An 11,672-nucleotide genomic window follows, 5' to 3' on the forward strand; every position below is an offset into this window, starting at 1 on the left:
CGCGGCGTTCAGCGCCGGCGGCGCCGGGCCCACAAGGCATAGACGATGGCGTTGCCGGCCAGCAGCAGCACGGCCAGGGCGATCTGCGAACCGCGGCCGATGTCCGCGGGGTAGATCAGGCCCAGCAGGTAGTGTTCGATGAAGCCGCCTTCATAGCCCTCCTGGCCGGCCTGGCGCCGCAGCGAGACCTCCAGCGGGGTGAGCGGGCAGATCCAGCCCATGCCCACGACCAGCGCGCCCCAGGCCAGCGCCGGCAGGTGCAGCCAGGCGATCCGGGGTTTCCATAGCGCCAGCAGGCCGCCGAAGGCGACGAAGGCCACGAACAGCGCATGGACGATGAGCACCAGGTCGGCAAGCAGGCGGTAGCTCATCGGCGCATCCCGGCCTCAGGTTTTCAGGTCGCGCAGCAGCCGGGTCAGTTCCGGCGCGGCCATCAGCGACACGCCTTGCGCGCGCGCGTATTGCTGCGCGTTTTCCGAAACATCGCCCAGGGCGATATAGATGGCTTCGCGCGCGCCGCGCTGCTCGCGCGCCGCCTGCAGCTCGCGCAGCGGCTCGACGCCGACGCGGGCCGCCTTCCAGCGCCGGGCGCTGACGATGGCCACGTGGCCGTCCTTGCTGAGCGCGAAGTCGGCGCCGGCGGCCTGCAGGCGCTGCACCTCGCAGCCGTCGCGCTGGAAGCCCGCCTCCACGGTGCGCGCGAACTCCGCCCAGGACATGGCGGCCGCGGCCTGCGTCACGGCCTGCACGCGCGCGTCCGACGGGGCGCGCATCTGCTTGTAGGCCGCCATGATGGCGATCACCACGAACGGGATCGCCGCGAACACGCCCATCGCCGCGTACTCCAGCGGCAGGGCGGCGAAGCCTCCCGCCGACAGCAGCACGGCCACCCCCGCGCTCATCCACCACGGCGAGCGCAGCAGGACGGCGAAGATGGAGTTCTGGGACATCTTGAATTTCATGGCGGCTCGCGGTGGGGCGGTGGAAAAGAGGATCAGGCCGGCTCGTCGCCGGCCTCGGCGGCGCGCACCACGATGCGCGCATCGCCGCAGGTCACGATCTGGCCGGCGCGGATCTTGGCGGTCTTGCGCGTTTCCGGCACGCTGCCGACCTGGACCAGGCCGTCGGCCACCAGCATCTTGCCCGCGCCGCCGCTGTCGCAGACGCCGGCGGCCTTGAGCAATTGGTTGACTTCGATATAGGGGCAGCCTGGCGCCAGCGTGAATTCGATGATGGGCATGGAAGGTCCTGGCTCAGGCCTGGCTGCGCGGCGCGTCGCCGGGAGGCTGGGGCGCGACCGGCGCGGCCGGGCGGTTATTGGTTTCGGCGCGCGCCATCCAGGCGATCAGCGACGAGCGCATGGCTTCCTCGACCGACATGTCGATCGGCTGCACCCATTCCTGCGGCACGAACACGGTGTAGCCGCCGATCATGTACCCCATCGGCAGGTAGACCGCCACGCGGTTTTCCTGCGTGAAGCCTTCGGGCAGGCCTTCCATGCTGCGGCGGGTCACCAGGCCCACCAGCTCCAGCTGCTGGCCGGGCACGCGCAGCACCACCACCTGCTGGGCGGTGTTCTTGGAGCTGGGCGAGAAATAGTCGGCGAAGCTCTTGAGCGACGAATAAATGCTCTTGACCACCGGCAGGTTGGTGAACGGCATTTCCAGCAGCACCAGCACGCGCTGCACGCGCTCCTTGGAGACCAGGTAGCCGATCGCCAGAATGCCCAGGATGCCCAGCGCCAGGCCCATGCCGGGCACGTAGAAGCCGCCGATGAACGGGCGCAGGAAGGTCAGCGCCACCGCTTCGGTCCAGGCCAGGAAGATATAGAGCAGATACAGCGTCAACGCCAGCGGCAGCACGGTGATCAGGCCGCGGAAGAAATACTTGTAGAGTCGAGTCATAGGCGGAGTAAAAATGGGGTCGGTGCGCTGAGGCGCGATCCGGGGGCCGCCAGCATAGCAGCCGGCGCGGTCCCATCCGGTAACAAACCGCGAAGAACGCGCCGCGCGCCTAGCGGTCCACCGGCAGGTACAGCGTTTCCTTGATTTCCTCCATCACCACATAGCTGTGCGACTCGGCCGAAGCCGGCAGGCGCTTGAGGATTTCGCCCAGGAGACGGCGGTACTCGTTCATTTCGGTCAGGCGCGCCTTGACCAAGTAGTCGAAGTCGCCCGAAACCAGGTGGCATTCCATGACCTCGGGCACGTACAGCAGCTCGTTCTTGACCTTGTCGAACACGTCGCCCGACTTGGCCGAGAGCTTGATTTCGAGGAACACCAGCAGGTTCTTGCCCAGCGCCGCCGGATTGACGCGCGCATGGTAACCCGTGATGACGCCGTCGCGCTCCATCCGCTTGATGCGGTCCGAGCAGGGCGTGGCCGACAGGTTCACCCGGTCGGCCAGTTCGGTGACCGAAATCCGGCCTTCGCGCTGCAGGATATCCAGGATTTTCAGGTCGATACGGTCGAGGTCGCGCATTTCACTACGGGCGATCGGAAAACGGGTATTGGGCGGGAAAAACCACTGCCAAAACGGATTTTTCAGTGTCTTTCACTGTGACGAGGGTCATAGACTACCGAAATTCCTGCATAAAACCAAACATCGGAAAGAATCATGCATGTGATCGTCCTCGGCAGCGGCGTCATCGGCACCACGACCGCGTACTACCTGGCCCGCCAGGGCGCCAAAGTGACGGTGCTGGACCGCCAGCCCGCGGCCGCACTGGAGACCAGCTACGCCAACGCCGGCCAGGTGTCGCCGGGCTATTCCACGCCCTGGGCCGCGCCCGGCATCCCGCTGAAAGCCGTCAAATGGCTGTTCCAGAAACACGCGCCGCTGGCCATCCGCCTGGACGGCAGCCTGTTCCAACTCAAATGGATGGCCGCCATGCTGGCCAACTGTTCGGCCGAGCGTTACGCCGTCAACAAGGAACGCATGCTGCGCCTGTCCGAGTACAGCCGCGACTGCCTGCGCGAACTGCGCGCCTCCACCGGCATCCATTATGAAGAGCGCACGCGCGGCACGCTGCAGCTGTTCCGCACCGAGGCGCAGCTCGAAGCCGCGCGCCGCGATATCTCCGTGCTCGAAGAAGTGGGCGTGCCCTACGAACTGCTGGACCGCAACCGCCTGTCGACGGCCGAGCCGGCGCTGGCCCGCTCCATCGACAAGCTGGCCGGCGGCCTGCGCCTGCCCAACGACGAGACCGGCGACTGCCAGCTGTTCACCACCCGGCTGGCCGAGCTGGCGGCCGGGCTGGGCGTGGAATTCCGCTACGGCCAGGCCGTGGCCGGCCTGAACACCGCGGGCGGCCAGATCACCGGCGTGCGCGTGGGCAACGAAGTGCTGACGGCGGACCGCTACGTCGCCGCCTTCGGCAGCTACACGCGCGGCTTCCTGGAGCCGCTGGGCCTGGACCTGCCGGTGTATCCGGTCAAGGGCTATTCGCTCACCATCCCCATGACGGACGAGTCGGCCGCGCCGGTCTCCACCATCCTGGACGAAACCTACAAGATCGCCGTCACCCGCTTCGACAAGCGCATCCGCGTCGGCGGCATGGCCGAGCTGTCGGGCTTCGACCTGCGCCTGAAAGACGCCCGCCGCAAGACGCTGGAACTGGTCGTCAACGACCTGTTCCCGGGCAGCGGCGACGTGGCCCGCGCCGAATTCTGGACCGGCCTGCGCCCCATGACCCCGGACAGCACGCCCGTGGTCGGCCCGACCCGCTACGGCAACCTGTACCTGAACACGGGCCACGGCACGCTGGGCTGGACCATGGCCTGCGGCTCGGGCAAGCTGGTGGCCGACCTGGTCATGGGCCAGCGCCCGGCCATCCGCACGGACGGGCTGGATATTTCGCGCTACGACCGCAGATCCGCCGCCGGGCGGCCGCTGGTGCTGGACAGCAAGGGCGCGTGAAACGGGCGATTTGCGGACGATGGGTTCCGCGCGTTTTCTGATTGCGTTCTTGTCCAGACAGTCTCGCGCTGCACCCATCCTACGATCATGGCGTTGCCGCATCGCCGGCCCGACCCCGCTTCGGCCTACAATCCCGCGCATGATCCATTTCCTGCACACCGCCGACTGGCAGATCGGGCGGCAATACGGCCAGTTCGAAACCGATGACGCCGCCATGCTGGCCGAGGCGCGCTTCGAGGCCGTGGCGCGGATCGCCGCGCTGGCCGCCGAACGCCAAGTGGACGCCGTGCTGGTGGCGGGCGACGTGTTCGATACGCAGGGCGTGTCGGACCGCACGATACGCCGGCTGTTCGGCGCCATGGCGGCCTATGCCGGACCCTGGGTCATGATCGCCGGCAACCATGACGCGGCGCTGGCCGACAGCGTCTGGAGCCGCGCCCGGCAGCTGGGCTGCATTCCGCCCAACGTGCAGGCGCCGCCGGCCATCGGCGTGGTGGACCTGCCGGCCATCGATCTCGCGGTGCTGGCCGCGCCGCTTACCCAGCGCCATACCTACGACGACGTGACCCAGGCCTTCGACGGCCTGGAGACCGCGCCGGGGCGTTTTCGCGTGGGGCTGGCGCACGGCAGCGTGGCTGGACGGCTGCCGGACAACATCGACGCCACCAATCCCATCGCGCCCGACCGCGCCGCGCGTGCGCGGCTCGATTACCTGGCGCTGGGCGACTGGCATGGCTGCCTCGCCATCGACGAGCGCACCTGGTATGCCGGCACGCCCGAGCAGGACCGCTTTCGCGGCAACGAGCCCGGCTACGTGCTGGACGTGCGCATCGAGGCCCCGGGCGCGGCGCCGGCCGTCGAACGGCTGGCCACCGGGCGCTACCGCTGGTCGGCCTGGTCGGAGACGCTGAGCCTGCCCAGCGACGCGCAGGCGCTGGCCGAGCGCATGGCCGGGCTCGACGCGCAGGACGTGCTGCGCCTGGACGTGCAGGGGCACGTCAACATGGAGACCTGGGAGGCGCTGCAGCAGGCGGTGGACCGGACGGCGGCGCAGGTGCGCGCCTTGCTGCCGGACCTGTCGGGCCTGAAGCTGGAGCCGGACGAGGCCGACCTGGCCGAGCTGCGCGCCAGCGGCTACGTGGGCGAGGTGGCGGCGCAATTGCAGGCCTTGCAGGCCGACCCCGCGCAGTCGGCGGTGGCGGGCGAGGCCTTGCGGCTGCTGCTCAGGTTCCAGCGCGAAAGCGCCGTGTCGGGAGGTGCGAAATGAAGCTCTCGCGCATCGCCCTGGAAGAATTCCGCAAGTTCCGCCAGCCGCTGGTGCTGGACGGCCTGGAAGACGGCCTGAACCTGTTCGTGGGGCCGAACGAGGCCGGCAAGAGCACGGTGGCGGCGGCCATCCGCGCGGCTTTCCTGGAGCGTTACAGCACCAGCAAGGTCGCCGACCTGGCGCCGCGCGGCGAGTCCGGCGCGCGCCCCGGCGTGGAGCTGGCGTTCTCGCACGCCGGCCACGACTATGTGCTGAAAAAACAGTTCCTGTCGCGCGCCCGTTGCGAACTGCTGGTCGACGGCGGCGCGCGCCGGCTCGAAGGCGAAGAGGCCGAGAACGCGCTGGCCGCGCTGCTGGGTTTCGAACTGGCCGCGCGCGGCCAGAGCAAGCCCGAACTGGCGGGCATTCCGGGCCTGCTCTGGATCCAGCAGGGCGAAGGCCAGAACCTGCATGACGCGGCCGGCCATGCGGGCGCGCACTTGCGCGACGCGCTGACGCAGTTGTCCGGCGAACTGGCCGGCGGCGACGGCGACCGCCTGTACGAGCGCGTGGCCGCCGAGCGCGGCGCGCTGCTGGACGCGCGCAACAGCCGCCCCAAGGGCGTCTACAAAGAGGCCGAGGACGCCTTGGCGCGTGCGACGGCCGAGCGCGACGAGTGCGCGCAGGCCATGGCCCAGCTTGAGGCCGACGTCGATCGCCTGGCCGAGCTGCGCCGCGAGCACGAGCGCGCCCGCGCCGGCGAACCCTGGAAAGACTTCGAGGCCAAGGCCGCCGAAGCGCGCACCCGGCTGGCCGCCGTGGCCCGGGAACGCGAGGCCCTGGAAGGCCTGCGCCGCGAACAGGCGCAGGCCGCGCAGACGCTGGCCCTGTTGCAGGACCAGGTCCAGCGCGACCAGCAGGACGCCGCGGCGCACCAGGCGCTGGCCGGGGAGGCCCGCGCCGCGCGCGGCCGCGCCGAAGCCGCGCTCGAACCGCTGGCCCGCGCCCGGCGCCAGCGCCAGGACCAGGCCGAGGCGGTGCAGGCCGCGAGCCGGCGCGTGGCCGCCTTGCAGGCCGTGGCCGACCGGCGCGACCTGGAGCGTCAGCTGGCCCAGCTCGACCCCGAGATCGAGCGCCTGGCGCACGCGCTGAAGGAAGCCGCCGCGCTGATCGAACAAGGCTCCGCGCTGAAGGCCGAAAGCGTGCGGATCGAGATCGCGGACGCCGATATCGAGGCCTTGCGCAAGGCCGAACGCGAACGCGCCAATCTGCAGCTGCAGCGGCAGGCCATCGCCACGCGCCTGTCCTACGCGCTGGAGCCGGGGCGCGACGCGCGCCTGGACGGCCGGGCGCTGAGCGGCGCCGACGAGGTGCTGCTGACCGAGGCGGCCGAACTGGAACTGCCCGGCGTGGGCCGTTTCCGCATCGAGCCGGGCGGCAAGGATCTGCCCGCGCTCAGGCGCGACCTGGACGAGGCGGTCGCCGCCTGCGCCGCCTGGTGCAAGCGCCTGGGCGTCGATACCCTGGCCGAGGCCGAACAGCGCCACGCCCGCTACGGCGCGCTGCTGCGCGAGCTCGACGGCATGCGCCGCGCGCTCGCCATCCATGCGCCCAAGGGCGTGGACGCGCTGCGCAGCCAGCGCGAGGAAGCCAGGGCGCGCCGCGCGCAGCTGGAGGAGCGGCTGGCCAAGCTGCCGCCCGCGGACGAGGCCGGCGACGGCGACCTGCAGGCGGCCACGCAGGCGCTGCGCGCAGCCGAGGCTGGCGCAGCCCAGGCCGAGAAGACGCTGGCCGACGCGCAGCGCGCGATGGACGCCGAACACGCCCGCGCCCAGCTGCTGGAAGCGCAGGCGGCCGCGCGCGGCGCCGACCTGGAATCGCCCGAACGCATCGCCCAGCGCCAGGACCGCGCCGCCCGGCTGGCCGAGGCGCGCAGCGGCCACGATGCGCTCGAACGCCGCGTGCGGGAGGCTCAGGCCGCGCTGGCCGGCCATCAGCCCGAACTGCTGGAGCAGGACGTGCGGCGCTACGAAAAGTCCGCCGCCATCGAGCGCGATGCGCAGCACAAGCGCCACGGCGACATCCTGCAGCTGCAGGGCAAGCTGGACCAGGCCGGCGCGCAAGGGCTGGGCGAACGCCTGTCCGAAGCGGCGGCGTCCTGCGAGCGCCTGGAACGGCGGCGCGACGAACTGGCCCGCCGCGCGGCGGCCCTGGACCTGCTGCTGGGCCTGCTCACTGAACGCCGGGCGGCCGCCACCCAGCGGCTGCAGGCGCCGCTGGCGCGCCGCCTGAACCATTATCTGGCGCTGCTGTTCCCCGATGCCGACCTGCGGCTCGACGATGGCCTGCTGCCCGCGGCGCTGCGCCGCGCGCACGGCGAAGACCCGCTGGCCGCGCTCAGCTTCGGCACGCGCGAACAGCTCGGCATCCTGGCGCGCTTCGCCTACGCGGACCTGCTGCGCGAAGCCGGGCGGCCGACGCTGTTGCTGCTGGACGACGCGCTGGTCCACACCGACGACGCGCGCCGCGACTTCATGAAGCGCGCGCTGTTCGACGCCGCCACGCGCCACCAGATCCTGATGTTCACCTGCCACGGCGAAGCCTGGCGCGACATGGGCGTGGAACAGCGCCGGATCGCTTGACGGCCGTGCGCAGTCGGCGCTAGGCTACGCCCATGCCTGATTTCACGCACATCGCCCATCCCGCCGCCGTCTCCACGGCCGGCCTGCGTGCGCGCGTGCGGTCACTGGTTTCTTCCCGGTTTACGCCTGTCATTGCGGTGCTGCTTGCGCCGCCGGCATTCCTCTCGGCATCTCCGCCGTCCGCGCCGCCTTGCGGCGTGCCGGCGGGCGCATGCCCGCCGCTTGCGGCCGTCGTCGGCTGACGCCGTCCGCACCCGACTCCAGCCCTTTCCAAGCCCGTCCGCCTGACGCCGCGGCGCCCTGACGCGCGCCACGTCCGCCATGCGCCGGCTTGCGCCCGCGTGCGGGCAGGGGCGGAGCCTGCAATGACTTCGACAGGTAGAAACCTCATGTCTTTCGATCGATCCGCGTGGGCCGCTTGCGGCTCCACCACCTTGTTCGTGCTGCTGTGGAGCGGCGGCGCGATCTTCGCCCGCTGGGGGCTGTTCCATGCGTCCGCCTTCGGCTTTCTGCTGGCGCGTTTCGTGCTGGCCCTGGCCGTGCTGCTGCTGATCTGCGCCTGGCGGCGGCGCTGGCTGCCCGAGCCGGGCACGCGCCTGAGGGCCGCGGCCACCGGCCTGTTGCTGATAGGCGGCTACACCATCTTCTATCTGCTGGCGCTGGATAACGGCATCACGCCCGGCGTGCTGGCGGTGCTGCTGGGCGCGCAGCCCATCCTGACCCTGGCGCTGCTGGAGCGGCGCCATGCGCCGGCGCGCCTGGCCGGGCTGGGGCTGGCGTTCTGCGGCCTGGCGATGGTGATGCTGCAAGGCATCGCGATGGCGCGTTTCTCGGTTGCCGGCATGGCCTGCGCATGCGCGGCGCTGGCCTGCATGACGGCCGGCGCGATCCTGCAGAAGCGCCTGCATCAGGCGCCGATGGACGTCCTGCCGCTGCAGTACGCGGTCAGCCTGCTGCTGTGCCTGCTGTTCGCGCCGTTCCAGCCGCTGCGGGTGGAGTGGGTGGCCGGCTTCGTGCTGCCGCTGCTCTGGATGGGGCTGGTGATTTCGGTGGCCGCGACGCTGCTGTTCTACCGCATGATCCAGGCCGGCAACCTGGTCAACGTCACCAGCCTGTTCTACCTGGTGCCGGTGGGCACGGCGCTGCTGGATTACCTGATCCTGGGCAACCGGCTGTCGGCGCTGAGCCTGGCCGGTATGGTCGCCATTCTGCTCGGCCTGATGCTGGTTCTGCGCCAGCCGGCGCGGGACGCTAGCCGTCCCAGTGTCCGCTGACGAGCTGTTGCGGACGGGCCTGCGCCACGACCCGGGCGCAGGCCGGCCAGGCGTCGAGGCGCACGCTCAGGCCGGCGTAGATGCCGTGGCCCGCGCCGGCCTCGATGCAGCCCGCGGCCTGCACGCCTTCGCCGGCCCGGATCGCGCCCTCGGCGCGGATGTCCTCGCCGGCGATCATGCCCCAGCCGCTGGCCAGATGGTCGCCGCACAGAATGGAGCCGCCGGCCTGGATGCCGCAGGCCGCGTCGATGGATTTTTCGGCGCGCACGTCGCCGCCGGCCTTGATGCCCTGGCCGCATTTGATGGCGCCTTGCGTCTGCAGGTCCTGGCCCGCATGAAGATGGCCGGTGACGGCCAGGTCCTGGCCGGCGCAGATGTCCCATTTGGCGCGCACGTTGCCGCCGCAGTCCAGGCGGGTCACGGTCTCGATGCCCCATTCGGCGCTGATGTCGCCGCCGGCGCGCAGCTCGCCGCCGCTGGCGATGTTGGCGCCGGCCGTGATGTTCTCGCCCGCCATGATGGTTTCGCCGGCGCGGATGCCGCCGCCGGTGACGATGCTGCGCCCGGCGCGCACCACCGTGTCGACGTTGATGCCCATGCGCACTTCCAGCGTGCCGGCGAAGACGATGGCGTTGGCGTCCAGGGTGTCGAGCCGCAGCACCGCGTCGGTGGGGCCGAACTGGTCCAGCAGCCAGCACGCGTCGCCGACCCGTCCGTCGGCGACCAGCGCATCGAGCACGGCCTGGTAGTCCCCCTGTCCGTTGTGGTCGCGCAGGAACCATTTGTAGCCGCCGGCGCAGGGGTTTTTGGCTTTGACGAAATTCTTGGTGAGTTGCATGGAACGCTTGCAGTAGGTCGGTGCGTGGCCTGTCCGCAGGCCGTCGGCGGGCATGCGGAAATCGGGACGAGGCTCGGCGCCCGGCCACGCGGCAGGGCGTCGGCCGGCCTGCGGCAAGGCATGCGCTGCGCGAGCTTGTGCGCAGGCCGCCGGCGGCGGGCCGGTATGAGACTCAGAAGGAGGAAACGCCGGCGATTAGCCGGGCTTGGAGCGCGCGTAGGCGGAACGCGCGGCGACTTCCTGCGAGCTCAACAAGGTTGAGCGCAGGGCGCAGATGGCGCATGCGGCACAGGGAGGGGGGAAATAACGGGATCGCACGGACGCACATGCTACCAGCCGGGCGATTGCAGTCAAGCGCCGGCCCCGCGCAAGGGGCCGGCAGCCGGACTGGCGGGGATCAGTTCGTGGACTGGATGTTGCGTTCCTTGGCGATACGCTGGCGCAGTTCGAGCTCGCGCTTGATCTGGGCGGCGTACTCGGCCGGGGTGTTGCCGTCGACCAGCGAGCCGCCGTCGGCCAGGCGCTGCGCGATCTTCGGATCCTTCAGCGCCTTGACGGTGGCGTCATGGATGCGGTCGACCACGGCCTGCGGCGTGCCGGCGGGCGCGACCAGGCCGTACCAGGCCATGTTGTCCATTTCCGGCAGGCCGCCTTCGGTGAAGGTGGGCACGTCCGGCAGCGCCGGCAGGCGCTTGGGCGCGGCCACGGCCAGGGCGCGCAGCTTGCCGGCCTGGATATGGGGCATGGACGAGGGCAGGTTGTCGAACTGGGCGTTGACCTGGCCGGCGATCACGTCGTTGAGCGCCGGACCCGAGCCGCGGTAGGGCACGTGCACCATGTCGGTCTTGGTCAGCGACTTGAACAGTTCGCCGTCCAGGTGGCCGATGCCGCCCGCGCCCGAGGACGCGTAGGCGTACTTGCCCGGGTTGGCCTTGAGGAGCGCGATGAATTCGGCCAGGTTCTTGGCGGGCACGGACGGGTTCACCGTCAGCACGTTCGGCACGTTCACCATATTGGTGATGGGCACGAAGTCCTTCAGCGGGTTGTACGGGTTCTTGGGGTTGGTGGCCGGGTTGGTGGCCATGGTGCTGACGGTGGCCACGCCCAGCGTGTAGCCGTCCGGGGTGGAGCGCGCCAGCGCGTCGGCGCCGATCGAGCCGCCGCCGCCGCCGCGGTTCTCCACGACCACGGCCTGGCCCAGCTCGCGGGTCAGGCCTTCGGCGACGATGCGGGCCACGATATCGGTGGTGCCGCCCGCGGCGAAGGGCACGATCAGGCGGATGGGCTTGTTGGGGTAGGCGTCGGCGGCTTGCGCGACGCTACTGATACAGACGCCGGCGATGGCGGCGGCCAGTACGGCCTTGGCTTGGGACAGCAGGGTCAAAGTCTTCTCCATCTTATTGAATTCCGGTCCGGCCGGCTTCTGGCCGGCGGCCGGTGAAAGCGTGCCCGGCTCGGATGCTGGCGGGGCCGACGTTTCGTGGGCGCAATTCCACACAGGAACGCGCTGCCGGTCAACCCGGATCGACCCTGACCGGCCGCGCCCGTTTGCGCGGCCGCAACGTTGCGCGAAGTAGACCGCAATAAGCGGAAAAAAGCCTTTCCTGACAACAACATGAATCGAGCGGCAAACGCGTCGATTGTGTAATCATTGCGCATCGATCATGTCGTCATCGCCCCGGTTCACACATAAATTCCTGCATAACTCCCGAGAATCTGATATTTTTCGGATGAGATTCTTGGCCGGTCTTGCA

Annotated in this window: 12 protein-coding genes; 5 read left to right on the forward strand and 7 right to left on the reverse strand. The window is 70.2% G+C overall.

Going from position 1 to position 11,672, the window contains the following annotated elements; all coding sequences use genetic code 11:
- Positions 1-8: 8 nt before the first annotated feature.
- From AC1M14_RS12250 to AC1M14_RS12270, 5 genes are all read right to left on the reverse strand, one after another.
- Positions 9-371, reverse strand: coding sequence for a DUF2784 domain-containing protein (locus tag AC1M14_RS12250; RefSeq protein WP_111824999.1), 363 nt, complete (start codon positions 369-371; stop codon positions 9-11).
- Between the two features lie 15 nt (positions 372-386).
- Positions 387-962 carry a restriction endonuclease gene (locus AC1M14_RS12255; RefSeq protein ID WP_111825000.1) on the reverse strand — a complete coding sequence of 192 codons (576 nt, stop codon included), beginning with the start codon at positions 960-962 and terminating at the stop codon, positions 387-389.
- 32 nt (positions 963-994) lie between these two features.
- A complete protein-coding gene (locus tag AC1M14_RS12260) occupies positions 995-1,240 on the reverse strand; it encodes an RNA-binding S4 domain-containing protein (RefSeq protein ID WP_479731687.1) in 246 nt (81 codons plus the stop codon).
- 13 nt (positions 1,241-1,253) lie between these two features.
- Positions 1,254-1,904, reverse strand: coding sequence for a DUF502 domain-containing protein (locus tag AC1M14_RS12265; protein WP_102771405.1), 651 nt, complete (start codon positions 1,902-1,904; stop codon positions 1,254-1,256).
- Positions 1,905-2,013: 109 nt separating this feature from the next.
- The gene (locus AC1M14_RS12270; protein ID WP_102771404.1) at positions 2,014-2,481 is read right to left on the reverse strand and encodes a winged helix-turn-helix transcriptional regulator; all 468 of its coding nucleotides are present in this window, start codon (positions 2,479-2,481) and stop codon (positions 2,014-2,016) included.
- Positions 2,482-2,616: 135 nt separating this feature from the next.
- Between AC1M14_RS12270 and AC1M14_RS12275 the strand changes: the two genes are divergently transcribed.
- The 5 genes from AC1M14_RS12275 (at position 2,617) to AC1M14_RS12295 (ending at position 9,080) form a co-directional block, all read left to right on the forward strand.
- Positions 2,617-3,918 (forward strand): D-amino acid dehydrogenase, encoded by a 1,302-nt coding sequence (locus AC1M14_RS12275; protein WP_479731688.1) that lies wholly within the window; start codon positions 2,617-2,619, stop codon positions 3,916-3,918.
- Positions 3,919-4,057: 139 nt separating this feature from the next.
- Positions 4,058-5,185: a metallophosphoesterase family protein gene (locus AC1M14_RS12280; RefSeq protein ID WP_479731689.1), complete on the forward strand. Its 1,128-nt coding sequence runs from the start codon at positions 4,058-4,060 to the stop codon at positions 5,183-5,185.
- Complete coding sequence (locus AC1M14_RS12285) at positions 5,182-7,806, forward strand: AAA family ATPase (RefSeq protein ID WP_479731690.1); 2,625 nt, start codon at positions 5,182-5,184, stop codon at positions 7,804-7,806. Before AC1M14_RS12280 ends, AC1M14_RS12285 begins: the two co-directional genes overlap by 4 nt.
- A gap of 32 nt (positions 7,807-7,838) precedes the next feature.
- The gene (locus AC1M14_RS12290) at positions 7,839-8,048 is read left to right on the forward strand and encodes a hypothetical protein (protein ID WP_479731691.1); all 210 of its coding nucleotides are present in this window, start codon (positions 7,839-7,841) and stop codon (positions 8,046-8,048) included.
- Between the two features lie 147 nt (positions 8,049-8,195).
- Positions 8,196-9,080, forward strand: coding sequence for a DMT family transporter (locus AC1M14_RS12295; protein WP_102771400.1), 885 nt, complete (start codon positions 8,196-8,198; stop codon positions 9,078-9,080).
- Here the strand turns inward: AC1M14_RS12295 and AC1M14_RS12300 are convergent.
- Positions 9,058-9,918, reverse strand: coding sequence for a hypothetical protein (locus AC1M14_RS12300; RefSeq protein WP_102771399.1), 861 nt, complete (start codon positions 9,916-9,918; stop codon positions 9,058-9,060). The two genes, AC1M14_RS12295 and AC1M14_RS12300, sit on opposite strands and share 23 nt — an antisense overlap.
- Positions 9,919-10,315: 397 nt before the next feature.
- Complete coding sequence (locus AC1M14_RS12305; RefSeq protein ID WP_209166421.1) at positions 10,316-11,314, reverse strand: tripartite tricarboxylate transporter substrate binding protein BugE; 999 nt, start codon at positions 11,312-11,314, stop codon at positions 10,316-10,318.
- Positions 11,315-11,672: the final 358 nt, after the last annotated feature.

The sequence above is a fragment of the Achromobacter sp. SX5 genome (assembly GCF_056711425.1).